The 25014-nt window shown below is 71.8% G+C and carries 20 protein-coding genes; 8 read left to right on the forward strand and 12 right to left on the reverse strand.

Features of this window, described 5'->3' with window-relative positions; genetic code table 11:
- Positions 1–5 precede the first annotated feature (5 nt).
- From BY998_RS02275 to BY998_RS02320, 10 genes are all read right to left on the reverse strand, one after another.
- Entirely contained in the window at positions 6–179 is a 174-nt protein-coding gene (locus tag BY998_RS02275) for a metallothionein (protein ID WP_110350253.1), read from the reverse strand.
- A 194-nt stretch (positions 180–373) separates the two neighbouring features.
- Entirely contained in the window at positions 374–2245 is a 1872-nt protein-coding gene (locus BY998_RS02280) for a response regulator (RefSeq protein ID WP_110349984.1), read from the reverse strand.
- Entirely contained in the window at positions 2242–3963 is a 1722-nt protein-coding gene (locus BY998_RS02285) for a response regulator (RefSeq protein WP_110349985.1), read from the reverse strand. The genes BY998_RS02280 and BY998_RS02285 overlap by 4 nt, the downstream gene beginning before the upstream one ends.
- Positions 3960–5018, reverse strand: coding sequence for a chemotaxis-specific protein-glutamate methyltransferase CheB (gene cheB, locus BY998_RS02290; RefSeq protein ID WP_110349986.1), 1059 nt, complete (start codon positions 5016–5018; stop codon positions 3960–3962). Before cheB ends, BY998_RS02285 begins: the two co-directional genes overlap by 4 nt.
- A 26-nt stretch (positions 5019–5044) precedes the next feature.
- On the reverse strand, positions 5045–7264 hold the full coding sequence (locus tag BY998_RS02295; RefSeq protein ID WP_110349987.1) for a response regulator: 2220 nt from the start codon (positions 7262–7264) through the stop codon (positions 5045–5047).
- 124 nt (positions 7265–7388) lie between these two features.
- Positions 7389–9089: a methyl-accepting chemotaxis protein gene (locus tag BY998_RS02300; RefSeq protein ID WP_245421448.1), complete on the reverse strand. Its 1701-nt coding sequence runs from the start codon at positions 9087–9089 to the stop codon at positions 7389–7391.
- A gap of 49 nt (positions 9090–9138) precedes the next feature.
- Complete coding sequence (locus BY998_RS02305) at positions 9139–9702, reverse strand: chemotaxis protein CheW (RefSeq protein ID WP_110349989.1); 564 nt, start codon at positions 9700–9702, stop codon at positions 9139–9141.
- A gap of 12 nt (positions 9703–9714) precedes the next feature.
- Positions 9715–11148 carry a CheR family methyltransferase gene (locus BY998_RS02310; protein ID WP_110349990.1) on the reverse strand — a complete coding sequence of 478 codons (1434 nt, stop codon included), beginning with the start codon at positions 11146–11148 and terminating at the stop codon, positions 9715–9717.
- Between the two features lie 11 nt (positions 11149–11159).
- Positions 11160–11657 carry a chemotaxis protein CheW gene (locus tag BY998_RS02315; RefSeq protein WP_110349991.1) on the reverse strand — a complete coding sequence of 166 codons (498 nt, stop codon included), beginning with the start codon at positions 11655–11657 and terminating at the stop codon, positions 11160–11162.
- A 145-nt stretch (positions 11658–11802) separates the two neighbouring features.
- The gene (locus tag BY998_RS02320; RefSeq protein ID WP_110349992.1) at positions 11803–12291 is read right to left on the reverse strand and encodes a MucR family transcriptional regulator; all 489 of its coding nucleotides are present in this window, start codon (positions 12289–12291) and stop codon (positions 11803–11805) included.
- 392 nt (positions 12292–12683) lie between these two features.
- On the opposite strand from BY998_RS02320, the gene BY998_RS02325 reads away from it, so the two are divergent.
- From BY998_RS02325 to BY998_RS02360, 8 genes are all read left to right on the forward strand, one after another.
- Positions 12684–13121, forward strand: a complete 438-nt coding sequence (locus tag BY998_RS02325; protein ID WP_110349993.1) for a hypothetical protein — start codon at positions 12684–12686, stop codon at positions 13119–13121.
- 71 nt (positions 13122–13192) lie between these two features.
- On the forward strand, positions 13193–14905 hold the full coding sequence (locus BY998_RS02330; protein WP_110349994.1) for an efflux RND transporter periplasmic adaptor subunit: 1713 nt from the start codon (positions 13193–13195) through the stop codon (positions 14903–14905).
- A gap of 12 nt (positions 14906–14917) precedes the next feature.
- A complete protein-coding gene (locus BY998_RS02335; RefSeq protein WP_110349995.1) occupies positions 14918–18094 on the forward strand; it encodes an efflux RND transporter permease subunit in 3177 nt (1058 codons plus the stop codon).
- Positions 18095–18115: 21 nt separating this feature from the next.
- Positions 18116–18499 carry a hypothetical protein gene (locus tag BY998_RS02340; protein WP_110349996.1) on the forward strand — a complete coding sequence of 128 codons (384 nt, stop codon included), beginning with the start codon at positions 18116–18118 and terminating at the stop codon, positions 18497–18499.
- 25 nt (positions 18500–18524) lie between these two features.
- Positions 18525–18935 carry a DUF305 domain-containing protein gene (locus tag BY998_RS02345; protein ID WP_110349997.1) on the forward strand — a complete coding sequence of 137 codons (411 nt, stop codon included), beginning with the start codon at positions 18525–18527 and terminating at the stop codon, positions 18933–18935.
- 229 nt (positions 18936–19164) lie between these two features.
- Positions 19165–19662: a (2Fe-2S)-binding protein gene (locus BY998_RS02350; protein ID WP_110349998.1), complete on the forward strand. Its 498-nt coding sequence runs from the start codon at positions 19165–19167 to the stop codon at positions 19660–19662.
- Complete coding sequence (locus BY998_RS02355) at positions 19659–20711, forward strand: xanthine dehydrogenase family protein subunit M (RefSeq protein WP_110349999.1); 1053 nt, start codon at positions 19659–19661, stop codon at positions 20709–20711. Before BY998_RS02350 ends, BY998_RS02355 begins: the two co-directional genes overlap by 4 nt.
- Complete coding sequence (locus tag BY998_RS02360; protein WP_110350000.1) at positions 20704–22947, forward strand: xanthine dehydrogenase family protein molybdopterin-binding subunit; 2244 nt, start codon at positions 20704–20706, stop codon at positions 22945–22947. The genes BY998_RS02355 and BY998_RS02360 overlap by 8 nt, the downstream gene beginning before the upstream one ends.
- Positions 22948–23009: 62 nt before the next feature.
- Here BY998_RS02360 and BY998_RS02365 read toward each other — a convergent pair whose 3' ends face one another.
- Together BY998_RS02365 and BY998_RS02370 are read right to left on the reverse strand one after the other, a co-directional pair.
- Positions 23010–23561, reverse strand: coding sequence for a CinA family protein (locus tag BY998_RS02365; RefSeq protein ID WP_110350001.1), 552 nt, complete (start codon positions 23559–23561; stop codon positions 23010–23012).
- Positions 23558–24880, reverse strand: a complete 1323-nt coding sequence (locus BY998_RS02370; RefSeq protein WP_110350002.1) for a bifunctional 2-C-methyl-D-erythritol 4-phosphate cytidylyltransferase/2-C-methyl-D-erythritol 2,4-cyclodiphosphate synthase — start codon at positions 24878–24880, stop codon at positions 23558–23560. The genes BY998_RS02365 and BY998_RS02370 overlap by 4 nt, the downstream gene beginning before the upstream one ends.
- Positions 24881–25014: the final 134 nt, after the last annotated feature.

Raw genomic sequence — 25014 nt, forward strand, 5'->3', positions numbered from 1 at the left:
GATCGTCAGCCGTGGCAGGAGCAGCCGGCGTGGTCGCAGCCGGCATGGTCCGGGTGACCCTCGGCGCACTCGTCGCAGCAGAAGGCCTTGTCGTCGCGGGTCACCGCCTTCGAGAGCGAGATCACGCATACGCAGTCCGGGCAGGCGCACTTCACCATCTCGACATCGACGCTGGCCATCGCGGTCATCCTTATCGGAGAACAATCATCCCGCGCCGAAGCAGGCCGGCGCACGAACCATCTTCCTCCGGCCCCGAACGGAGCGCAATCCTTGCGCGCAGTTCCGCAAGCGACGTGACCCGGATGCCTCGCTCGCGCGGCACTGTCCGACAGCGGTCATGCCGACAGGCGTTCCGACGCGGGGTGGGATGCGATCAGGCGCCGCTGTCCAGAAGCTGCGACACCCGCGCGGCGAGTTCGGCGGAGGCGAAGGGCTTCGTCATCACCGGCAAGTCCTCCGGGATCTGCACGGCCTCCGCATGGCCCGTCAGCAGCAGCACCGGCACGCCGGAGAAGCGCTGCCGAATCGCGGCCGCCAGCTCCACACCGGTCATGCCCGGCATGGCGAGGTCGGCCACCACCAGGTCGAAGCCGTGACCCTGCTCCATCAGGGCGAGCGCGCTGCGCCCGTCGGCAGCCTCGGTCTCGGTGTAGCCGAAATCGCTGAGGAAGGAGGCGGTGACGTGCCGGACCTCCTCGTCGTCGTCGACCACGAGGATGCGGGCCGGGCTCGTCGCCGTGGGAACGACCGGTGCGACCTCCGCCGCCGCGCCCTCGTCGGCGCCGTCGGCCCGCGGCAGGGCGAGTTCGATACGCGTGCCCCGGCCGACCTCGCTGGTGATGCGCAGGCGTCCGCCCGCTTGCTGGGCGAGGCCGAACACCATGGCCAGGCCGAGCCCCGTGCCCTGCCCCACCGCCTTGGTGGTGAAGAAGGGCTCGCAGACCCGCTCCAGGATTTCGGGCGGGATGCCCGTGCCCTCGTCGGCGACCGTCACGACCGCGTAGGTGCCGGGCGTGAGGTCGGGGTCGTCCGCGATCTCGGCGCGACGGGTGGAGATGGTGACGGTGCCGCCCTCCGGCATCGCGTCGCGGGCGTTGATGCAAAGGTTGAGGATCGCGAGTTCGAGCTGGTCGGGATCGACCAGCGCGAAGGGCATGCCGGGTTCGAGATCGCGCTCGACCCGCACGAGGCTGCCCAGGCTCGACCCGAACAGGGCACTCATTCCCTCGATCAGCGTGTTCGGATCCACCGGTCGCGCATGGGCGTCGTTGGAGCGGCTGAAGCTCAGGAGCCGCTTGGTCAGGGCCGAACCGCGCTGGGCTGCGCCGGTGGCGTTGTCCACGAGGCGCTTGACCCGCGGCTGGTCGGCGATCTTGGGGCCGACCAGTTCGAGACTGCCGAGGATCGCGGTGAGCAGGTTGTTGAAGTCGTGGGCGATGCCGCCGGCGAGCGTGCCGAGCGCCTGCATCTTGTCCGATTGGCGCAGGCGCGCCTCCAGGCTCTTCTGCTCGGTGACGTCCCGCTCGATCGTGGCGAGATGGGTGATCTCGCCCGTGCCGCCCCGGATCGGCACACGGATGACGTGCGACCAGCGCTCGGCGCCGAGCGCCCCGCGGGCGATCACGGTCGAGCCCGCCTCGCCGGCCTCGACGGCCCGGCGGTCGGCGGCCTCCGCCTCGCGCGTCTCGAGGTTGTCGGTGATCGCGGTCTCGGTGCGGCCCAGGCAGACCTCGATGTCGCCGCCGCCCAGCAGCGCCGCCTTGCGCGCGTTGAGGCGCACGAACCGGCCCGCGGCGTCCTTGAAGGAGATCGCCTCCTCGGCGTGGTCGAGCAGGCCGCGTAGCAGCGCGCGCTCGGTGGCCAGATCGCGGCCGAGGCGGTGGCGCTCGTAGGCGTTGCGCACGGTGGCGCGCAGCAGGGTCGGGTCCCAGGGCTTGGCGACGTAGCCGATGATGCCGCCGCGGTTGAGCGCGGCGATCACGGCCGAGATGTCGGCGTAGCCGGTGAGCAGGATCGCCTGCGCCTCGTGGAAGCTGCGCGCCTCGGCCAGCAGGGCATCGCCGGTCATGCCCGGCATGCGCTGATCCGAGACCACGACGGCGATGTCGGGGTCCGCGCGCAGGATGGCGAGCGCTTCCTCGGGCTTGGCCGAGGTGAGCACCCGGTACTCGTCCTCGAACAGATCCTCCAGAGCGATCAGGATGTCCGGCTCGTCATCGACGGCCAGGATCGTGCCTTTGCTCATACCGGTGCCGGTTGCCTCGGAATGCCGATGACGAAGCTCGCGCCGCCGCCCGGCGCTGTCTCCACGGTCAGCGAGCCGCTATGCGCCTGAACGACGCTGTACGCAATCGCCAAGCCGAGCCCGGTGCCGGACCCGACAGGCTTGGTGGTGAAGAACGGCTCGAAGATCTTCTCGCGCAGATCTTCGGGGATACCAGGACCGGTATCGCTGATGCGGATCAGATCGGTCTCCGCATCCGAATACGTCGCGACGGTGATCTTGCCCTCGCCTGAAATAGCGTCGGCGGCATTGCCGAGGATATTCATGACGACCTGGTTCAACAGGGCCGGCGTGCAGGAGATCTCCGTGCGGCCGCTGAAATCGCGCTCGACCGCGATTCGCGTGCCCAGCTTGTGCTGGATCAGCGCCAGCACCGTTTCGATCGCCTCCGGCACGTTGACGAGGCCGCGCTCGCCCTCGTCGAGGCGCGAGAACTTGCGCAGGTTCAGCACCAGCTCCTGGATACGGGTGAGGCCGAGGCGCATCGAGCCGACCCGGTCGCGGGCCTTGCCCAGCGCCCGCTGTCCCTCGGGCGCCTCCGGCGGCGGCAATTCGCCGAGAAGGCGCTCCACCGTGCCCTGGTGGGCCAGGATGAAGGCGAGCGGGTTGTTGATCTCGTGGGCGATGCCGGCCACGAGTTCGCCGAGCGAGGCCATCTTGGCGGCCTGGACGAGTTTGGCCTGCGCCTCCGTCAGCTTGCGGTTGGCGTCCTCGAGGTCGCGGTTGGCCTGCTCCAGCGCGTCGGCCAGGGCGGCCCGGGCCGCCGCCGCCTCGGCTTCCGCCCGGGCGCGCTCCACGGCGCGTTCGCGGTCGCCGAATTCGCCGGAGATGCGGCGGTTGTCCTCCTCCAGCAGGCGGCGGCGCACGAGGCCGCGCACCCGCATCGCCAGCAATTCGCCGTCGGCCTTCGAGACCACGTCGTCGGCGCCGGCCGCGAAGGCGGCCACCAGCAGGCTCTTGTCCGGCTTGGCGCCGGCCATGCCCACGAGCGGGAAGGCCTGCCCCCCCGCTTCCGCCGCCTTGATGCGGCGCTCGGCGATTTCGGCGCAGAGAGCGAGGCCGTCATAGGCGCTGCCGACGAGATCGAGGGTCACGCAATCGAAGCCCGAGCCCGGCTCGTCGAGGGCGGCGAGCGCCGCCGAGGGGTCGGCCGCGGCCACCACGCCGTGGCCCTCCTGGGTCAGCAGGCCGGTGAAGAAGGCGCGGTAGGTGGCGCTGCCGTCGACGATCAGGACCCGGCCGCGCCGGAAGGCGGCGCCGGAGGGCCCTTCGGCCGCCCCGCCCCGGCGCTCGCGCAGGAGGGCGCGGATGCGCAGCACGAGGAGGTCGCGGTCGGCGGATTTCTCGACATAGGCGTCGGCGCCGCTCTCGAAGCCGTGGCGTTCGCCGTCGCGGGCGCTGGTGAGCATCACCACGGGCAGCGCGCGGGTCCGCAGCGACAGGCGCATCTGCCGGGTGAACTCGTCGCCGTTCATGCCGGGCAGGTGATGGTCGGCGACGACGAGATCCGGCAGGTCGGTGTTGAGGAGGTCGAGCGCGGCTTCCGCCGTGGCGCAGCGCTGCACCGAAAAGCCCTGCGCTTCGAGCTGAAGGCGCAGTTCCAGCGCCTGGGTCTCCGAATCCTCCACCAGCAGCAGGCGATGGCCCTGCCCGACGGCCGGCGATGCGCTCGCGGTCATGACGGCTTCCTCTGTGCCAGCCGCACGAGGTGGGGCGCCACCTGTTCGAGGGGCAGCACCCGCGCGGCGGCGTTGAGGCGCACCGCCGCCGCCGGCATGCCGTAGACCACGGCGCTGCTCTCGTGCTCGGCCACGGTGGCGCCGCCGGACTTGCGCATGTCGAGCAGCCCCTGCGCCCCGTCCTCGCCCATGCCCGTGAGCAGCACGCCGATGCCCTGCGGCCCGGCGTGACGGGCGACGGAGCGGAACAGAACGGTCGCCGCCGGACGCTGGCCGCCGACGGGCGCGCCGTCGCTGACGCGCAGGAGGCCGCCCGGCCCGAGTTCGAGATGCCGGTCGCCGGGTGCCACGTAGACGTGGCCGGCCAGCATGCTCTGACCGTCGCGTGCGACGCTCACCGAGAGCGGCACCACGCCGTCGAGCCAGCTGGCGAAACCGTCCATGAAGGCCGCCCCCATGTGCTGGACGAGGAGGACGGGCAGCGGGAACTCCGCCGTCAGCCCGCCGATCACCTTGGCGAGCGCGGGCGGTCCGCCGGTCGAGGCGGCCACCGCGAGCACGCTCGGCGCCGTGTCGGGTTCGGGAGATGCCAGGGGCTCGAAGGCGGGCGCGGCCCGGCGCGCACCCCATTCCGAGCCGATCGGCCGGCGGCGGATCACCGGCACCGCGGCCATGATGCGCAGCTGCGTGCAGATCTCGCCGGCCACAGCCTCGTAGCCGTCATTCGTCGTGGCGACCGGCTTCTCGACCACGGAGAGCGCGCCGGCTCGCAAGGCGTTCATCGAGATCTTGAGTGAGGAATCCTCGACCGAATCGGCGATTACCACGATCGGCGTCGGCCGGGTCGCCATGATCCGGCGGGTGGTCTCCAGCCCGTCGATGCCGGGCAGGCGGATATCCATGGAGATGACGTCGGGGCGCAGGGTCTCGATGGCGGCCAGCGCCGCCTCGCCGCTCTCCAACGCGCCGGCCAGTTCCAGGCGGGGATCGCGGGCGATGATGTGGGTCAGGAGGATCCGCACCACGAGCGAATCCTCGACCACCAGCACGCGCACTCGCGGCGAAGGCTCCCTCCCCGCGCTCACAGCAACTGACCGATGGTGTCCAGGAGTTCGCGCTGATCGAACTTCTGCTTCGTCAGATAGGCATCAGCGCCGAGTTCGAGGCCGCGGGCCACGTCACTCTCGTCGCCCCGCGAGGTCATCAGCACGATGGGCAGGCGGGCGAAGTCCTCTTCCGCCCGCAGGGCTTCCACGAGGCCGAAGCCGGTCAGGCGCGGCATTTCCACGTCGGCCACCACAAGGTCCACCGGTTCGATACGCGCGCGCAGCCGGTCGAGCGCCTCCTGCCCGTCGACGCAGACGATCACGCGGTAGCCCGCCGCTTCCAAGATGCTCTTCTCCAGCGTGCGGGTGGTGATCGAGTCGTCCACGACGAGAATCGTCGAACGTCGTTTTTCCGGCATCGTTCCGTTGCCCGACGCCGCAGCGGAGGGTGCGGAACGAACCGCCCGGGGTCCGGCCCGGCCGAGCCGGTCGATCAGCCCGTCGGGATCGAGAACGAGCGCGGGCGTGTCCGTGCCGAGGATCACCGTTCCCGTGACGAGGGCCGGGTCGGTGCCGACGGGTGGGGCCGGCAGGACGAGGAGCGTGCGGACCTCGTCCAGGCGATCGACCGCGAGCAGGAAGCGCCCCCGGGCGCCGCGCAGGCGCACGGCGGGAATCGTCGTCCGCTCGGCCTGGCCGCGACCGAGCCCGAGAAGGTCGCTGAGGTCGGCAACCGGCAGGGTCAGCGTCTGGCCGCCCTCCCCTGCGACCTGCGCCACCGGCCGGCCGGCCACGGTCGTGAGCGCAGCGGGATCGAGCCGCAGCAGCGCCTCGGCGGCACCGCTCGGCAGGGCGTAGCGGGTGCCGCCGGCCTCGACGATCAGCACCGGGCGCCGGGCAGCGGAGAGCGGCAGGGTGAGGATCAGCGAGGTGCCGTGCGGCTGCCGGCGGGCGAGCCGCACGGCTCCGTGCAGGGAGCGGGCGACCTCCGCCACCACCGACAGGCCTATGCCGCGTCCCGAGAGGGCATCGACCGTGCCGGCCGTCGAGAAGCCCGGCTCGAAAGGCAGCGCCAGCAGCGCCTCCGCGTCGAGACGCTCGCCCGGCTCGATCAGGCCGCGGACGCGCCCCGTCTCCTCGATCGCCGTGAGGTCGGGGCCGCGTCCGTCGTCGTGGATACCGAGAACGAGGCGTCCGCCCTGCGCCTCGACGGTGAGCTGGATCGCGAGCGCGGCAGGCTTGCCGGCCCGCTGGCGCGCCTCCGGACTCTCGGCACCGTGGCTCAGCGCGTTGCGCAGCGCGTGCAGCACCGGGTCCTTGAGCGATTGCAGCATCGCCCGGTCGACGGGCAGGTCGAGGCCGCGGGTGCCGACCTCGACCTCCCGGCCCTCGGCCCGGGCCATGTCGCGCACCGCGCGGGCAAGACCGCCGAACACGGTCTCGGCGGGGACCAGGGCGAGGCGCTCGGTCTCTTCCCGCAGGCGGCGCGCCGCGGTCTCGACACCGATCTGCGCCGCCTTGTGACCCTGCACGAGATCGGAAGCCTCGCGCGACAGGGCGGTAAGGCTGCTCTCGATCTCGGACAAGGCCCGGCGCAGGGCGACGGTCTCCGGCGCCGCCTCGCCGCCTCCGGCGCCGGCGGCCCGGCGCGCCGCTTCCATGCGACGGCGGATCTCGCCCGCATGGGTGGAGAGCCTTGCAACGCGTCCGGCCATCGCGGCCTGCCCCGGCAGCGCCGCCCAGAGGCCGTGGCTGGCCCGCGACAGCGCCTCGACCGCGGCCGCGGGCACCCGCAGGACAGCCTGGGACGGTTCGGCCGCCTCCCCGGCCGGAGCCGGTGCGGGAGGAGCCGGGGGTGCGGGTTCCGAGGGCGCGGCGGGCGCCGGTGCGGCGCCGGGATCGAGACAGGCGTTCAGCGCCGCCAGCGCATCGTCCAGCATGATGGCCCGACCCGTCGCGTTCGCGGCGACGTAGGCCTCGATCCGGTCGAGGGCGAGGTGGGTCGCGGCCCGCGCCTCCCGGTCCAGGGGAAGCTGGCCGGTGCTGATGCGCTCGAACAGGGTTTCGAGATGGTGCGAGACCGCCTCGACCGGCGGCAGGTCGACGGCGCGGGCAGCGCCCTTCAGGCTGTGGGCGCGGCGGAACACGTCCTGCCAATCGACCGGGCCTTCCGCCGCGAGCGCGGCGCGGATCGCGTCGAGATGCTCCCGGTGCTCAACCTCGAAGGCGGCGAGAAGTTGCTGGCGGATATCCATGCCGCGACCCCCGCCCGTCAGGTCCGCGCGCGGCGGCGCCGGACCGGGCGCGGGCCCGACAGGCGGTTCGGGCGCGACTGTCCCACGCACACCGTTCCCACTGCGCTCGCCGCTCCTTCTCGTGTCAGAGCCGGTAGCGCTCGGCGAGCGCCATCAGCCCCTGGGCCAGTTCGGTGAGGTTGGCGGAAGCCGTCTCCACCTCGCGGGTGCCGGCGGCGGTCTGCTGGCTCGCTTGGCGGATGTTCTGCAGGGCACCCATCACCTGCTCGATGCCGAGTTGTTGCTGGTTGGTGGAGGCCACGATCTGCTGGAAGGTCTGCACCCCTTCCTCCACCCGTGCAGCCATCTCCTCGATGGTGCGAACGGTCGAATCGGTGCGGGTCTTGCCCGCGCTGGCCCGCTTCACCGCCTCCTCCGTCAGCATCACCGACGAGTTGATGCCCCGCTGGATCTCGCCGAGGATGCCGCGCACCTGCGTGGTCGCGGACTTGGCCTGATCGGCCAGGAGCTTCATCTCGGCGGCGACGATGGCGAAGCTGCGCCCGCTCTCGCCGGCCGCCGCCGCCTCGATGGCGGCGTTGAGCGCGAGCAGGTGGGTGCGCTCGGAGATGTCGTTAACGGTGACGATGATCTCGCCGATCGCCTGCGTCTTCTCGCTCAGCGCGACGATGTTGCCGGCCACCGCCTCGCCCTGCTCGCGGATCGCCTCCATGGCCTTGGCGGTGTCGGTGGCAGCGCGCAGGCCCGAGCGGGCCGTCTGCGCTGCGGCCTGGGCGGTGGCGATCACCTCGGTGGCCCGCTTCGAGATTTGCGCGCCCGAATGCGTGATCTCGTCCACCGTCGCCGCGGTCTCCTGCACGGCGGCGAACTGCTCCTCGACGCTCGCCGCCTGTTCCTGGGCGGAGGCGCGGATTTCGGCGGCGGCGGCGTTCAGGTCGGCAGTGGCGGCGCGGTTGGTGCGGGCGAGGTCGGCGAGCCCCGCCACCATCCTGTTGAGGGTGGCGCCGAGGCGTCCGATCTCGTCGTCGCCCGTGCGCTCCAGACGTCCGGTCAGATCGCCCGCGCCGATCTGCGCGACGAAGTTCATCACGTCCTCCAGCGGGCGCACCACCGCCCGGCTGATGAGCAGCGTCACCAGAATCGAGAGGAGGATCGAGGCGCCGACCGTGATCGCCACGGAGAGGCGGCTGTTGTCGTAGATGTCGCCCACGCTGCGCTGGCCCGCCGTGATCACGCCGTCGAGGGCCGTGCGGGCGTTGGAGATGCTGCGCAGGAGCCCTTCGTGCAGACGGTTGACCTCGTCGTTCTTGGCCTCGACCGCGGCCACGTCGCGGGCATCGACAGCCAGGAGCTGCGCCTCGCTCGAAGTGCGGACCTGGCGCAGGGCCTCGTTCACCTCCTCGACGACGGCACCCAGCCGCGTCCAGGCGGTCAGGCGCTCGGCGGACAGGGCGCCCGCCTTGTACTCCCTCACCTCCGCACCGATCAGGTTGAGCAGCCGCTCGATCTCGCTGACGTTCTGCCGCCAGCTCCCCAGGAAGTCCTCCTGCCGCCCCTGCGGACGGGCGGGCGCCGTGGCCGGTTGGCCCGCCTGCGGCTGGATCAGCACCGCGATCACCGCGTTGCGGCGCACGAGGCCCATGTTGCGGGCGATGTTGCCGAGATCGTCGAGCTGGCGCAGCACGCCGATGTCGCGAGAGACGATCAGGTCGGTCATGTCGCGCACGCTGCCGATCTGGCGCAGGGCGTAGGCCCCGAGCGCCGCCACGATCAGGCTCGCCGCGATGAAGCCGAGGAGGATGCGTTTTCCGATCGAGAGCGACACGGGCGGCAGGGCTCCGGCAGGGGCGGGATGAGCGGGCGAAACCCGTTGCTCAGGCGAGCGTGCGGGCGAGCAGGGCCGGCAGATCGATGAGGGAGAAACCCTCGACGATTTCGCCGGTCCGGTCCGAGCCGGGCGGTGCATAGCCCAGAAGCAGGCCGCGTCCCAGGCTTTCCGGATCGGTCGAGCGTTGGCCGATCGCGGCATCGATCCGCGCGATGCCGAGGACCCGGTCGACCACCAGCGCCGCCGGCGGTTCCTGGGCACGCAGGCGCAGCAGATGCCCTCGGGCTTCCCCGCGCTCCGACGTCCCGTCGAAACCGAGGCAGGCGGCGAGATCGAGTACGCTGACGATGGCCCCCGACAACGCCGTGATGCCGCGCAGGGCCGGCGGCGCGCCCGGGAGTTCGGTGCAGGCCGGTTCGGGGCCGACGCCCGCGACCGCGGTCAGCGGCACGCCGTAGCGCTCCGCCCCGCAGGCGCAGACGAGGTAGTCGGCCGTGGCCTTCGCCTGCTCCTGCTCGGCGGAACGGGCCGCCAGCGCCGCCGCGCGGGCGTCGAGCAGAGCGGCCGTGCGCGCCTGCGGGTCGGCGGCGGCGGTGAGGCCGATCTTCATGCGTCACTCCCGCTAGAGGCCGGCGAGCGTGCGGCGTGCCGCATCCACCAAGCGTGCCGCGCTCACCCCGTCGCCCTCCGGCAGAACCGTCTCGGGGGCCAGTCCTTGCGCGAGGCGCAGCGCGTTGTCGAGAGCGCGGGCGGCCTCCGCACGGCGTCCGCCGCGGGCAAGCAGCAGGCCGAGCTGGAAATGGGCCATGACGAAGCCGCGATCGAGGAACAGCGCCCCCCGCAGCGCTCGCTCCGCCTCCCGCTCCCGTCCGAGATCGAGGGCGAGCAGCCCCTCGTAGTAGCGCAAAGCCGGATCGGTGGCGTAGCCGCCGATCTCATCCTGCAGCCGGCGCCAGGCCCGGGCGGTTTCCCCCGCATCGGCGAGCACGCGGATCTCGGCGAGCAGATCGCCCGGCGACAGGGGCAGGTCGGTGGCGGGTGCTAGCGGCGCCGGTGCTGCCGGGGGCGGAAAGATCGTCTCGGCCGGCGTCGGCGAGAGGGGGGGCGGTGCCGCGGGCAGGAACACGGGTACGGGAACAGGGATGGTCGGCGCTGCCGGCACCGCGCCGCCCGTTGGCCGGTAGGCGACCGTGCCCGGCAGGGCGACCGGGCTCAACCACTGCGCGAAGGCGGGATTGGGCTCGGCATGGCCGAGCAGCAGCCATCCTTCCGGGGTCAGGCGCTCCGAGAGAGCCCGCACGATGCGGTTCACGTGCTCGGCGCTGAAATAGATCAGCACGTTGCGGCACAGGATCAGGTCGAAGCCGCCCGGCATCGGCTCCGATCCGTCGATCAGGCTCATAAGGTTCTGCCGCTCGAAGCGAACCATGGGGCGGAAGACCTGCCGCAACGCGTAGCCTCCCTGCGGCAGGCCCGGCCGGGCGGGGGTGCGGCGGAACCAGCGGGCGCGCTCCTCCGTGTCGAGGGTGCGCAGCGCCCAGGGGCCGTATTCCGCGGCACGTGCGGTCGCCAGCGCCGCGGCGCTGATGTCGGTGCCGAGGATCGTCACGGTCCAGTCGCCGAGCGCCTCGCCCAGAAGGTCGCGCACGAGGATGGCGATGGAATAGGGCTCGGCCCCGGTCGAGCAGCCCGCACTCCAGATCCGCAGGGTGCGGGTGGAGCGCCGCGCGGCGATCAGGTCCGACAGGATCGTCCGGCGCAGGGCCGCGAACTGCTCGGCGTAGCGGAAGAAGAAGGTTTCGCCGATGGTGATCTCGGCTTCGAGCGCGGCCCATTCCTCCCGGCCCGCGGCTCCGTTCAGAAGGCTGAGATAGGCGGTGCAGTCGGCGACTGCGCGAGCCCGCATGCGCTTGCGCAGGCGGTCGTAGAGCAGGTCGTCCTTGTCCTCGTAGTAATTGTGGCCGGTGCGCGCGATCACCCGCTGCTTCAGGGCCGGAAAGTCCGGATCGGCCAGGGCTCCTTTCGGGCGCCGGCTCCGCTCGGCGGGGCTGGTCACGGGGAGAGGCCCTAGACGGCCCGCGCCTCGTCCTGCCCGAACCGGGCCAGCCGGCTCTTGGCTTGCCGCGTCAGCGCTTCGAGCCGCACCCGCTCCTCGAGAGTCAGGATGCGATCCAGCGAGAGGAGATGCACGAGGCGTTCGCCCTGAGCGAACTCGCCGACGACGCAGCCGTTGAGGCTGCGCGCGGCTTCGACCGGCCGCAGGGAGCCCTCCTCGACCTGCACGAGGTCGAGGGCACGGTCCACGAGGAGCGCGACGCTGCCCTCGCGGGCGAGGATGAGGTGACGGTAGGGATCTTCGCTCCCCGCCTGCCGCAGCGCGAACAGGGCGGCCAGATCGACGACGGGGACCGGCTCGCCGGCGAGGTTGAGAAAGCCGGCGAGCGGGCCGCCCGCGGCCGGCGGCGCGTGCAGGCGCGGCAGCGGGAGGATCTCGCGGATCTCACCCCGCGGCAGCGCGCAGGTCGTGCCGGCGATGTCCAGGAGAAGGGTGGCCAGACGCGCCATCGCATGTCCTTCGGGCGGCGCGCCGCGGGGGCGGGCGCAGAAACACCGCTCGTCATTCGATCATGCGGTTGACGCCCGCCGAAGGCAAAGGTTGCGCACACATCGACGCGAACGGCCGGTCCGGCCGTCCCGCGCGACGGGCCGTTCAGGCGACCTTCTGGCGGGAGCGGGACTTCGGGGCCGGCTCCGGCTCGGGCGCTGCCTCTTCCGCACGACCGCCGGGACGGCCGAGGCCGATCGACTTGGCCAGCGCCGAGCGCTGCGCGGCGTAGTTCGGGGCAACCATCGGATAGTCGTTCGGCAGGCTGTAGCGCTGACGGTACGAATAGGGGTCGAGCCCGTGCGTCCCGAGATGGCGCTTCAGGGTCTTATAGGGCTTGCCGTCGATGAAGCTGATGATCGCGTCCGGCGTGACGGACTTGCGGATCTGGGCGCTGGACGGCTTCTCGACCGCTTCCTCGACGGGCATGGCCGCTGCGGTGGGACCGCTCAAACCGGTCAAGGCGGCGTGGACGTTCACGATCAGAGCCGGCAATTCGGAAGCGGGCACTGAATTGTTCGACACGTAGGACGATACGATGTCGCTCGCCAACTCTACGAAATCGTTGAACGATCTTTGATTTTCTTCTGTCATTCCGCTTGTCCGTTCCGAGGGCCCCCGCGGCGCAAGATCATACGCGTTGCACAAAGATGCAAGGCGTGAAACGTAAAAACTACGTATGCGTTGTGGGTATTGAGCGGGAAACACTCAAGTCCAACCCGTGCAGCCAAGCGTACAAGGTTAAATGCAGGGCAAGGTCGCACGGTCCAGTCGTGAAGCAGAGTGGGAACTCGCCTCTCACGCGCCACCGGGAAGCCGAATCGCCGCCGGCAGAACACGGCCTCGTGAGCGTTGCACTTCGTCCCAAGTCGCGGCCATAAACGGCACTCATCGGATGAGAGAGGTGTTGGGGGACGGGGCACCCATTCTCGACCTCCGCACGACCTCTGTTTGTCGCGGGCGCGGCGTGCTATGCGTCCTCCACCATGAAGCCCGCCCGCTCCCTCGCGCTTTGGCTCGCGACGGTGATCGTGATGATCGCCGCGACGCTGATGTCGTCCGGCGCGCAGGCGCATGAGGGTCACGCTCATGACGGGCGGATGGCCGCCGTGACGGACGTCGCCGCTCAGCCGACGCCGGATCTCGCGGCATCCCTTGGACGGCGTGTATCCGCCGATCTTTCCGACTATGCCATTTCGGCGGTGATCGACGCATCCCGTCTCGCTTGCGCCTGCCCGGCCTGTGCCTCCGGCGGTGCCTGCGGTCACGCCCCCTCCTCCTGCTGCGCGACGGGGCTCCCTCCGGCGGCCACTCCCGGCCTGCGGCCGCCGGCCCACGGCAACCGCGCTCCGGCCCGCGACGGGCCGCTCTTCTCCGGCATCGTGCCCGAGGCGCAGACCGAGCCCCCCAAACCCTTCGCCTGACGCGTGAACCCGCCCGGTGCTCCGTTTGCGCCGGGCGATCTCGATGCTCTGCGGGCGAAGGTCGTCTTCCCATGTCCAAGTCATTCTCGGCGGCGCTCCGGGCGCTGGCCGTCCGGCTCGCGCTCGCCGCCGCGGCGTTGGGCGCCGGCCCATCCCTCGCCCATGAAGGCCACGATTACGGTGGCGCCCCGACAGCCCCGCCCTCGCAGGCCGCGCCGCGGGCGGAGGCTGCCTCCTTCGCCTTCGAACTCGTCGCCGTGGCGGGGAGCAGGACGGTCCGGCTCTACCTCGATCGCTTCGCCACGAACGCCCCGGTGAACGGCGCCTCGCTCTCGGTCGAGACGCCCGACGGCCCGGTCGAGGCGGTGGCGGCGGGTGACGGCATCTACGACCTCGCGGCGCCCTGGCTCGCCCGGAGCCGCCGGCACGACCTGCTCGCCACCGTGACCGCGGAGGGCGAAACGGACGTGCTCGCCCTCGACCTGCACCTGCCGGAAGCGACCGCCGCTGGCGTTGCGTCTCCCTCTTCGGCCGAGACGCCCGCATGGCTCGCCAACATGCGCCGTCACCTCACCCATCAGGGGCCGGTGGGTGCTGCCGCCGGTGGGTTCCTGCTGGGTCTAGCCGTCATCATGCTCCTGCGCGCCCGGCGGGCCGTGCCGGCCCTTGCCGTCCTCGCCGTCACCCTGACCCTGCTCCTGGGGGGCGCCGCTCTGGCCCACGAGGGACACGGTCCGGCGGCCGAGCCGGTGCAGGGCGCAGCGCTGACGCCCGCAGCCCTCCCTGGCGCCGAGCGCGCCCGACGCTTGCCCGACGGGGCGGTGTTCGTGCCGAAATCGACCCAGCGCCTGCTGGCCCTGCGCACCGGCGTGACCGGCCTCGCCGAGCATCGCCGCACCGTCGAACTGCCCGGCCGCGTCATCGCCGATCCGAACGCCAGCGGCGTCGTGCAATCCTCCGTCGGCGGACGACTCGCCTCGCCGCCGGGCGGCTTCCCGAATCTCGGCACCCGCGTGCGGCGCGGGGACGTGCTCGCTACGGTGACGCCGCCGGTCCAGGCGGTCGATCAATCCGACATGCGCCAGACCCAAGGAGATCTCGACCAGCAGATCGCCATCCTGGTGCGCAGGGTCGGCCGCTACGAGCGGTTGGCCGCGACCGGCGCGGTCGCGCAGACGGCGCTCGACGACGCGCGGGCCGAACTCACCGGCCTCAAGGACCGGCGCGCCGCCCTGGACACGATCCGCCGGGCACCGGAGGAGCTGATCGCCCCCGTGGACGGCGTGGTCGCCGAGCGCGCGGCGGTTGCCGGCCAGATGGCGACTCCCGGCACGATGGTGTTCCGCATCGTCGATCCCGACAGGCTCTACGTCGAGGCGCTGAGCTTCGCGAGCCTGGAGCCCGGCGCCGCCGCCACGGCCCGGCTGCCCGACGGGCGCAGCCTGGCGCTCGCCTATCGCGGCGCGGGGCTGGCCGACCGCAACCAAGCGGTGCCGGTGCAGTTCGCGGTCACGGGCGGCAACGAGGGCGTGCGGCTCGGCCAGTTCGTCAGCGTGCTGGCGCCGACCGGCGAGGCGGCCGCGGGACTCGCCGTGCCTCGCTCCGGCGTCGTGCGCTCCGAGGGCGGTGCGATCGTCTACGAGCACGTCTCGGCCGAGCGCTTCGAGCCGCGCTTGGTGCGGGTCGAGCCCCTGGATGCGGATCGCGTCATCGTAGCGGGCGGCCTTTCGCCGGGCCGGCGCGTGGTGGTGCAGGGCGCCGAACTGCTCGATCAGGTGCGCTGAGGGAGCCGGCTCATGTTCGCACTCCTCGTCCGCGGCGCCCTTCTCAACCGGGTGCTGGTCTTGGCCCTCTGCCTCGCCCTCGTCCTCGCGGGTGGGCTCGCCCTCACCCGGCTGCCCGTCGACGTGCTCCCCGATCTCAACCGCCCCACCGTCACGGTGATGACGGAGGCCGAGGGTTACGCCCCGCCGGAGGTCGAGCAACTCGTCACCTACCCGATCGAGACGCGGATGAACGGCCTGCCGGGCGTGACCCGCGTGCGCTCCGTGTCGAGTGCCGGCCTGTCCATCGTCACCGTCGAGTTCGCCTGGGAGACCGACCTCTACCGCGACCGCCAGTTCGTGGCCGAGCGCCTCGCCCTGGTCCGCTCGGAACTGCCGGCGGGCGTCACTCCGCAGATGGGGCCGGTCGCCTCGATCATGGGCGGCATCCTCCTCGTCGCGGTGACGGGCGAGGCGTCGAGCCCGATGCAGCTGCGCGAGACCGCCGACTTCACCCTCCGGCCGCGCCTGCTCTCCATTCCCGGCGTCGCCCAGGTGATCCCCATCGGCGGCGAGGTGCGGCAGTTCCGGGTCAGCCCGAACCCGGCCGCGATGCGCGCGCTCGGCGTCAGCACCGAGGCGCTGACCAACGCGCTTTCCGGCTTCGGCACCAATGCCGGCGGAGGGTTCAGCGACGCCAATGCCCGCGAGATCTTGATCCGCAATATCGGCCGGACCCTGAACCTGGAGGATCTGCGCAACCTCGTGATCCCGGCGGGCCCCCAGGGCGCCACCGCGGCGGCCGACCTGCCCGGCACCGGGAATCCGGCGATCGAGGGCCGGGTCTACCTGCGCCAGATCGCGGAGGTCGATTTCGCCCCTCGGCCCAAGCGCGGCGACGGCGGCTACCGGGGTGAGCCGGCGGTGATCCTCTCGGTCGAGAAGCAGCCCGGCATCGACACCGTGCGTCTCACGCAATCCGTCGAGGCCGCGCTCAAGGAGATCGCGCCGAGTCTGCCCGCGGGCATCGATGCCCAGAAGATCCTGTTCCGTCAGGCCGACTTCATCGAGGCCTCGCTCACCAACTTGGAGCGGGTTCTGCTGGAGGCGATCGCCGTCGTGGCGCTGGTGCTGTTCGCCTTCCTGATGAACGTGCGCACCACCCTGATCTCGTTGACCGCGATTCCCGTCTCGATCCTCGCCACCGCGGTCGTGTTCTGGCTGCTCGGCTTCTCGATCAACACGATGACCTTGGGTGGACTCGCCATCGCGATCGGCGAGTTGGTCGATGATGCCGTGGTCGACGTCGAGAACATCTTTCGGAGATTGCGCGAGAACCGGGCCGAGGGCTCGCCGCGAAGCGTGTTCGATGTCGTGGTGTCGGCCTCCGCCGAGGTGCGGTCGGGCATCGTCTACGCGACGGCGATCATCGTGCTCGTCTTCGTGCCGCTCTTCGCCCTCTCCGGCATCGAGGGACGGCTCTTCGCGCCGCTGGGTCAGGCCTACATCGTGGCGATCCTGGCGAGCCTGCTCGTCTCGGTGACGCTCACGCCCGTACTCGCCTCCTACCTCCTGCCGGGCATGAAGTCGCTGGCCGAGCACGAGCCCGCCCTGGTGCGTCGGCTCAAGGCCGGCAACGCGGTGGTCCTGAAGCACGCGCTGGCCCATCCGCGGGTGCTTGTCACCGCCGTCGTCCTCGGCGTCGTCGGCGCGGGTCTGGCGGCCGCGCAATTGCCACGCGCCTTCCTGCCGTCCTTCAACGAGGGCTCGCTGACGATCAACGCGACGTTCCGGCCCGGCATCTCGCTCGCCGAGAGCAGCCGCGTCGGCGCCATCGCCGAGCGGCTTCTTCTCGACCTGCCGGAAGTCGTCACCGTCGGCCGGCGCACGGGCCGGGCGGAGCTCGACGAGCATGCCGAGGGCGTCCACTCATCCGATCTCGAAGTGCGGCTGAGGCCGGGCCGTCCCCGCGAGGCGGTGATCGCCGAGATCCGCGAGCGGCTGGCGGTCCTGCCGCTGACGGTGAATGTCGGCCAGCCGATCTCGCACCGGCTCGACCACATGCTCTCGGGCGTGCGCGCCGAGATCGCCCTGAAGCTCGTCGGCGACGACCTCGACGCCCTCCGAAATGCGGCGGAAGGCCTTCGCGAAGAAATCGCGGCCGAGGTCCCCGGCGTCGCCGACCTTCAGGTCGAGCGGCAGGTGCGCATCCCGCAGCTCGACATCCGGGTCGATTACGGTCGCGCCGCGCTCTACGGCGTCTCGCCGGCCAGCGTGGTCGAGACGATCGCGCGGCTCGCCAATGGGCGCACCCTCTCGACCATCGCCGACGGGCCGCGCCGCTTCGACGTGACCCTGCGCCTGCCGGAGGCCCGGCGCAGCCCGCAGGCGCTCGGCGACCTGCTGATCGAGACACCCTCGGGCTGGTTCCCGGCCCGCGAGATCGCCGACATCCGCGAGACCGACGGGCCGAACCAGATCCTGCGCGAGAACGGCCGTCGGCGCATCGTCGTGCAGGCGAATTCCGATGACCGCACCGACATGGGCACGATCGTTGCCGGCATCCGCCGCGTCATCGACGGGACGCGTCTACCCGAAGGCGTCAGCGCGCGGCTCGAGGGCACCTACGAGGCACAGGGCGAGGCGGCGCGCACGATCGGGCTGCTCAGCCTCGTCTCGCTCACCCTCGTCTTCGCCCTGTTGCACGGGCGCTACCGCTCGGTGCCGCTGGCGCTCATCGTGATGGGCAACGTGCCGCTCGCGCTGATCGGCAGCGTCGCCGCGCTCTGGATCGCGGGCCTGCCGCTCTCGGTCGCCTCGATGATCGGTTTCGTGACGCTCACCGGCATCGTCGCCCGCAATGGCATCCTCAAGATCAGCCACATGCTGAATCTGAGCCTCGACGAGGGGTTGCCCCTCGGGCCGGCCCTGGTGATCCGGGCGAGCCTGGAGCGGATGACCCCGGTTCTGATGACCGCGCTTTCGGCCGGCATCGCCCTGGTGCCGCTCCTCGTCGACGGCACGGCGCCGGGCAAGGAGATCCTGCACCCGGTCGCGGTGACGATCTTCGGCGGCCTGATGAGCGCGACCCTGCTCGACGCGGTGCTGACCCCGGTCCTCGTGCTGATGTTCGGCGGCCGCGCCTTCGCCCGGCTGCACGCGCCCGCGACCCCCGACGGCCTGCACGCGCCCGTGCACGAGGCTTTTTGAACCCCCTAACGGAGACGATCGATGATCCGCGCGACACGAAGCGGCCTGTTCCTAGCTCTGACCCTGCTCGCAAGCCCGGCCTTCGCCCAGCACGCCGGCCACGACCACGCACACGGCCCCAATGGTGGCCGGATCGAGGGGGCCGGCGCCTGGCACGCCGAACTCGTGACGAAGGGCGAGGCCGTCGCGGTCTATCTCAGCGACACGAACGGCAAGCCGCTGCCGGTCGACGGTTTCAAGGCCGTGGCGATCCTCAAGTCCGGGTCCAAGGCCGCACGGGTGCCCCTCGCCCCCGAGGGCGGTCGGCTCGTCGGCCGGGCAGAGGCGGCCCTCGGCGAGCAGCCCTCCGGCGCCGTGCGGATCACCGCCGCCGACGGCACCACCGCCAATGCCCGTTTCGATTGATCGCTCCGGACCAGGGATGCCGCCCATGACGACGACCCTTCGCGCACCCCTTCGCGCACCCCTTCGCGCTGCCCTTCTCGCCTGCCTGCTCGCCGTCCCGGCGCTCGCCCAGGACGCGCATCGCCACGACCATCACGGGCACGGCCGCAGCACCGTCGCGCCCGGCGACACGCCCGCGACGAAGGCGTTCCGCGATGCCGATGCGCGCATGCACCGCGAGATGGACATCCGCTATTCCAACGACGTCGATCTCGACTTCGTGCGCGGGATGATCCCCCACCATCGCGGCGCCGTCGCCATGGCGAGGGTCGCTCTCGACCATTCGAAGGACCCTGAGATCCGGAAGCTCGCCGAAGACATCATCAGGGCGCAGGACACCGAGATCGCGCAGATGGAGGCTTTCCTGAAGAGGAAGGAAGTCGCGAAGCCGAAGTGACGCCGCCTCCGATGAAATCTGTCGGATCGCCATGGCGATTCAAAGTCGAAGCGATCCGCCGGCGCATCGGCTTGCGATGACCCGCGAACCGGCGCGAAAGCTTCGACCCGTCGCGAAGGGGCGCGCTGCCGGCGCGGGGCCCGGACTGCCCATCATTCGCTCATCCGGTCGCACTGGCCGAGTCAAACGGCCGGGCTAATTGAAACGCTTCCAGACAGGAAGCGAGTTCATGAGCTTGAGCCTGACGCTCACCGTCAATGGTGAGACCCGCGCCATCGACCTCGACGATCCGCGCGTCACCCTCCTCGACCTCTTGCGCGAGCGCCTCGGCCTCACCGGCTCCAAGAAGGGCTGCGACCGGGGCCAGTGCGGCGCCTGCACGGTGCTGGTGAACGGGCGGCGGGTGAATGCCTGCCTCTCGCTCGCGATCAGCCTCGACGGGGCCGAGGTGTTGACCATCGAGGGGCTGGCACGGGGCGACGCGCTGCACCCGGTCCAGGCCGCCTTCATCGAGCATGACGGCTTCCAGTGCGGCTTTTGCACCCCCGGCCAGATCATGAGCGCCGTTGGGCTGATCCGTGAGGGCCATGCGGGCGACGATCCCGAGCGGGTGCGCGAGGGCATGAGCGGCAATCTCTGCCGCTGCGGTGCCTATATCGGCATCACCCAGGCGGTCCTCGACGCGCAGGCGCGCCTTGCCGCGTCCGAACAGGGAGAGGCCGCGTGAACCGCTTCGACTACCTGCGTCCCGGCAGCGTCGCAGAGGCCGTGGCCGCGGCCGCCGAGCCGGGCTCGGCCTATCTCGCGGCCGGCACCAACCTTCTCGACCTGATGAAGGGCGGGGTCAGCCGGCCCACCCGCCTCGTGGACGTGACGCGTCTCTCGGGACTCGACCGGATCGAGCACCGGCCCGGCGGCGGATTCCGCGTCGGCGCGCTCGTACGCAACAGCGACCTCGCCTACGACGCCGGCTTCGCCGAGGCCCATCCTTCGGTGGCCGAAGCGCTCCTGTCGGGCGCCTCGGCGCAGTTGCGCAACGCCGCGACGGTGGCCGGCAACCTGATGCAGCGCACCCGCTGCCCGTACTTCTACGACCCGGCCAGCGCCTGCAACAAGCGCGATCCCGGTGCCGGCTGCGAGGCGCGGGGCGGCGAGACGCGACTTCACGCCGTGCTCGGCTGGAGCGAGCACTGCATCGCCACCCATCCCTCGGATTTCTGTGTGCCGCTGGTCGCGCTCGATGCCGCCGTCGAGATCGAGGGCAAGGCCGGTGCCCGGACGGTGCCGCTCGAGGCCTTCCACCGCCTGCCCGGGCAGGCGCCCGAGCGCGAAACGGTACTGGAGCCGAGCGACCTCGTCGTCGCCCTGAACCTGCCCGCGGAGGCCGCCGCCTTCGCCCGCCATTCCCGGTATCTCAAGGTCCGCGACCGCACCTCCTACGCCTTCGCCGTGGTCTCGGCGTCGGCCGCCCTGCGGCTCGACGGCGGGCAAATCGCCGAGGCCCGCCTCGCGCTCGGCGGCGTCGCGCTGAAGCCCTGGCGGGCGCGGGAAGCCGAAGCCGTCTTGTCGGGCGCCGAGCCCACCGAGGCGAGGTTTCGCGAGGCGGCCGACGCGGCCCTGGCCGCGGCGCGACCGTCGGGCGACAACGCCTTCAAGATCGAACTGGCCCGCCGCCTGATCGTGCGGACCCTCAGCCTCGCCGCCGCCGGTACGCCCGCGCGCATGCCGGCGTTTCCGGCCTCCGCCTTTGCATCGGGAGATGCGCTTCATGCCTGATATCGCTTACGAGCAGGCCCGGCACGGGTCGAGCATCGGCCAGCCGCTGACGCGCCGCGACGGCCTCCTGAAGGTGACGGGGGCAGCGACCTACGCCGCCGACAATAAGCTCGAGGGGCTTCTCCACGCGGTGATCGCGGTCAGCCGCATCGCCCGCGGCCGGGTGGCGAGCCTCGACGTGGCTGCGGCCAAGGCCCATCCCGGCGTGGTCGAGGTGATGACGGGCGCCAATGCGCCGCGGCTCGCCCAGGACCCGGACGCGAAGGACAACCCCTTCATGTTCCGGCTCGACCTGCTCCAGAGCGATCGGGTCCGCTACGCGCACCAGCCCATCGCGGTGGTGATTGCCGAGACCCTGGAAGCGGCCACCGAGGGGGCCGAACTGCTTGCGCCCCGCTACGAGGTGGAGCCGCCCCGGATCGGGCTCGACGTGACCGAGCCGCACGAGCCGCCCACGGTCGGCGCGGGCGACAAGACCGGTGCCTCCCACGGCGATATCGAGGCCGGGCTGGCCGGAGCCGAGCGCCGGGTCGAGGCGGTCTACGAGACGGCGGCGCAGTACCACAACGCGCTGGAGCCCCACGCCGTCGTCGCGCGCTGGGAGGGCGAACGCCTTATCGTCGATACGCCGAGCCAGGGGCTCGCCATGGCGAAGCTGCGTCTGGCCGGGCTTTTCGGCATCGACCCGAAGAACATCCTGGTCCGCTCGCCCTTCCTCGGCGGCGGCTTCGGCTCGAAGGGCTTCCTGTCCGGGCCTCAGGTGCTCGGCGTGATGGCGGCCAAGCTCGTCGGCCGTCCGGTGAAGCTGGTGCTGCGCCGGGAGCAGATGTTCGGCCCCGTCGGCCACCGCGCCGAGACCCGCCAGACCCTGCGGCTCGGCACCGACGAGACCGGCGCGCTCACCGCTCTCGATCATCACACGCTCACGGCCACCAGCAGCTTCGACGAGTTCTACGAGCCGGCCAGCGCCCTCTCGCGCTACCTTTACGCCGCGCCCGCGCTCTCGACGGGGCACTCGGGCGTGCGGGTCGATACCGGCACCCCGCTCTTCATGCGCGCGCCCGGCGAGGCCTCGGGCAGTGTGGCGCTGGAGGGCGCCATCGACGAGATGGCGGAGGCCTGCGGCCTCGACCCGCTCGAATTCCGCCTCAAGAACTACGCCGAGGCCGAGCCGATCTCGGGCCGGCCCTTCTCCTCGAAGGCCCTGCGCGATTGCTACGCGCAGGGGGCCGCCCGGTTCGGTTGGGACAAGCGCGCCCCGACCCCCCGCTCCATGCGCGACGCGGCCGGACGGCTCGTCGGCTACGGCGTGGGCACAGCCCTTTTCCCGGCCCTGATGATGCAGGCCGAGGCCCGGGCCGAGATCCGCGCCGACGGCACCGGCACCATGGCGCTCGGCGCCCACGACATGGGTCAGGGTGCCTGGACCGCGCTGGCCCAGATCGCCGCCGATGGGCTCGGGATCGACCTCGACCGGCTCGATTTCCAGAGCGGGACCTCCGACCTTCCGAATGCCGGCATCGCCGGCGGCTCGGCCCACACGGCGACCGCCGGCTCGGCGGTTCACACGGCGGCGGCGGCGGTGCTGGCGCAACTCGCAGACCTCGCCACGAACGACGAGCGCTCGGCTCTCTACGGCGCCGGCAACGCGGGCGTGTACGGACGGGCGGGCCGGCTGGTGCGCCGGGACGACGAGGGCCGCAGCGAATCCTTCTCCGAGATCCTGACCCGGGCGGGCCGTGCCTCCGTCTCGGCGCAGAGGCAGGCCTCGGCCGATCCGGCCGCGCGCGAGGCCTACGCCATGCACGCCCACGGCGCGGTCTTCGCCGAGGTCAGCGTCGATCCCGATCTCGGGCAGATCCGCGTGACGCGCCTGGTCGGCGCCTTCGCAGCGGGGCGGATCGTCAATCCGCGCCTCGTCCAGAGCCAATATTACGGCGGGATGATCTGGGGCGTGTCCTTTGCCTTGCACGAGAACGCGGTGGTCGATCCGCGCTCGGGCCGGGTCATGAACGCCAATCTCGGCGAGTACCACGTGCCGGTGAACGCCGACGTACCTTCCATCGAGGCGATTCTCGTGGAGGAGCACGATCCGCACGTGAACCCGCTCGGCATCAAGGGCGTGGGCGAGATCGGCATCACCGGCACGGCGGGCGCGATCGCCAACGCGGTCTACCACGCGACGGGTGTCCGGGTGCGCAAGACGCCGATCACGCTCGACCGGCTTCTGGGCTGACGAGGACGGTCGGCGTCCTCTCGTCGTCGCGAGGCGGAGCCGGAGCGATCCAGCGCGCTGAGTTATCTTGAGATGTCGCGCTCCTGGATCGCTTCGCCTGACGGCTCGCGATGACGGGAAGTCCCGAGCGCCTCGTCGAGAAGGCCTAACGCCTCCGCCACCGACAGCCGCCGGATCTCCGCCCGGCCCGGATCGCCGAAGCGCCGCTCGACGTGGCGCGTCGGCGTGTTCCGTGCGGCGAGCCCGAGATGCACCAGCCCGACCGGCTTCCCGTCGCTGCCGCCGCCCGGCCCGGCGATCCCGGTGATCGAGACCGCCACGTCGGCCCGCGAGGCCGCGAGCGCGCCCTCCGCCATGGCGCGGGCGACCGGCTCGCTCACCGCGCCGTGCTCCGCGATCAGGGCCATGGGCACGCCGATGGATTCGGCCTTGGCCTCGTTGGAATAGGTGACGAAGCCGCGCTCGACCACCGCCGAGGAGCCGGGCACGGCGGTGAGCAATCCGGCCACGAGACCGCCGGTGCAGGATTCGGCGGTTGCGATTCTCTTGCCGGACGCCGCGTAGGCTCGCACCAGCGCCTCGGCGCGGGCGAGCAACGCGGCGTCGGCGATCACGAGCGGCGCTCGGCGGTCTCGGCCTCGGTCTCGAGCTCGGCGCAGACCTCCGGCAGCCGCACCGTGGCGGCGGCCTGGGCGGCGAGTCCCTCGGCGCGGCCGACGAAGCCGAGCTTCTCCGTGGTCGTCGCCTTGATGGACACCGAGGAGAGCGGCACGCCGGCCACTTCGGCGATGCGGGTGCGGATCGCCTCGCGGTGCTGGCCGATGCGCGGCGCCTCCGCCAGCACGGTCACGTCGAGATGGTCGATCTTGCCGCCGCGCGCCCGCACCAGCTCGCAGGCATGGGCCAGGAACTGATCGGAGGCCGCCCCGCGCCACTTCTCGTCGGAGGGCGGGAAGTGGGTGCCGATGTCGCCGTCGGCGATGGCACCGAGCAGCGCGTCGGTCAGCGCGTGCAGCGCCACGTCGCCATCCGAATGCGCGAGCACGCCGCGATCGGCCGGGATCTTCACGCCGCCGAGCCAGACATGGTCGCCCTCCGTGAAGGCGTGAACGTCGAAGCCGGTGCCGAGGCGGGTCACGTAGGTCGTCATGGGTTCCTCAGATATCGCGGAGGCGCTGCCGGAGGAAGCCCGGCCGGAGAAAGCCCGGTCCGCCTCGATCAGGTCTGCGGCCTGGGTGATCTTCCGGTTGCGGGCATCGCCCTCGAACACCACGACCGACAGCCCCGCCCATTCGGCCAGCGCCCCGTCATCGGTGAAGCCGTCCTGCTCCGCGTCCACGGCCCGGCGGTGAGCATCGAGCAGGGCGCCGAAGCGGAAGCTCTGCGGCGTCTGCACGGCGCGCAGGGTCTCGCGGGCCGGCGTCTCGTGGACGCGGCCGATCCCCGGGGCGATCGCCTCCACCCGCTTGATCGTATCGGTGACCGCCACGCCCGGCACCGCCGCCCCGTGGGCGTCGCCGGCCGCGACGGCACGGGCGATCAGCCCCTCGTCGACGAAGGGACGCGCGGCGTCGTGGACCAGCACGAGATCGGGCGCCCCGATGCGCGCCAGACCTTCGAGGCCGGCCCGCACCGATTGCTGGCGGGTCGCCCCGCCCGGGACCGGCTCGGCCAGCTTCACCCGCTGGGCCGGTTCGAGTTCGGCGAGACATTCGCGGTAAAAATCCTGCGCGTCGACCGCGATCACGGGCTGGATGCGGGCGATCTGCGCCGAGCCCGCCAGGGCGGCGAGCGTCCGCGTCAGCACCGCCCGGCCGCCGACGCGGCGATACTGCTTGGGCAGGTCGCCGCCGACGCGCAGGCCCTTGCCGGCCGCCACCACGACGGCGGCCACGGTTCGACTGCCCGGCTCAAGCGCGGTGTGATCGGACATGCTCGGGCCTCGGACTGCGGACACGGGAGAGGGATGGCGGGTTTCGCGCTCTTAGTGCGGTTGCCGCGCGCGAGGCAAACGGCGAGCGGCCGCCGACCCGCATCACCGGCCCGATGCGGCAAGCCTGCGCGGCT

The organism is Methylobacterium sp. B4 (assembly GCF_003201865.1).
Classification (GTDB): Bacteria; Pseudomonadota; Alphaproteobacteria; order Rhizobiales; family Beijerinckiaceae; genus Methylobacterium.

What these genes read in the sequence shown, in the direction of transcription:
- BY998_RS02280 (WP_110349984.1), bottom strand. Translation starts at nt 2,245, where the DNA reads ATGAGCAAAGGCACGATCCTGGCCGTCGATGACGAGCCGGACATCCTG.
- BY998_RS02340 (WP_110349996.1), top strand. Translation starts at nt 18,116, where the DNA reads ATGATCCGCGCGACACGAAGCGGCCTGTTCCTAGCTCTGACCCTGCTC.
- BY998_RS02275 (WP_110350253.1), bottom strand. Translation starts at nt 179, where the DNA reads ATGGCCAGCGTCGATGTCGAGATGGTGAAGTGCGCCTGCCCGGACTGC.
- BY998_RS02360 (WP_110350000.1), top strand. Translation starts at nt 20,704, where the DNA reads ATGCCTGATATCGCTTACGAGCAGGCCCGGCACGGGTCGAGCATCGGC.
- BY998_RS02370 (WP_110350002.1), bottom strand. Translation starts at nt 24,880, where the DNA reads ATGTCCGATCACACCGCGCTTGAGCCGGGCAGTCGAACCGTGGCCGCC.
- BY998_RS02325 (WP_110349993.1), top strand. Translation starts at nt 12,684, where the DNA reads ATGAAGCCCGCCCGCTCCCTCGCGCTTTGGCTCGCGACGGTGATCGTG.
- BY998_RS02335 (WP_110349995.1), top strand. Translation starts at nt 14,918, where the DNA reads ATGTTCGCACTCCTCGTCCGCGGCGCCCTTCTCAACCGGGTGCTGGTC.
- BY998_RS02350 (WP_110349998.1), top strand. Translation starts at nt 19,165, where the DNA reads ATGAGCTTGAGCCTGACGCTCACCGTCAATGGTGAGACCCGCGCCATC.
- BY998_RS02345 (WP_110349997.1), top strand. Translation starts at nt 18,525, where the DNA reads ATGACGACGACCCTTCGCGCACCCCTTCGCGCACCCCTTCGCGCTGCC.
- BY998_RS02330 (WP_110349994.1), top strand. Translation starts at nt 13,193, where the DNA reads ATGTCCAAGTCATTCTCGGCGGCGCTCCGGGCGCTGGCCGTCCGGCTC.
- BY998_RS02320 (WP_110349992.1), bottom strand. Translation starts at nt 12,291, where the DNA reads ATGACAGAAGAAAATCAAAGATCGTTCAACGATTTCGTAGAGTTGGCG.
- BY998_RS02315 (WP_110349991.1), bottom strand. Translation starts at nt 11,657, where the DNA reads ATGGCGCGTCTGGCCACCCTTCTCCTGGACATCGCCGGCACGACCTGC.
- BY998_RS02285 (WP_110349985.1), bottom strand. Translation starts at nt 3,963, where the DNA reads ATGACCGCGAGCGCATCGCCGGCCGTCGGGCAGGGCCATCGCCTGCTG.
- BY998_RS02305 (WP_110349989.1), bottom strand. Translation starts at nt 9,702, where the DNA reads ATGAAGATCGGCCTCACCGCCGCCGCCGACCCGCAGGCGCGCACGGCC.
- BY998_RS02295 (WP_110349987.1), bottom strand. Translation starts at nt 7,264, where the DNA reads ATGGATATCCGCCAGCAACTTCTCGCCGCCTTCGAGGTTGAGCACCGG.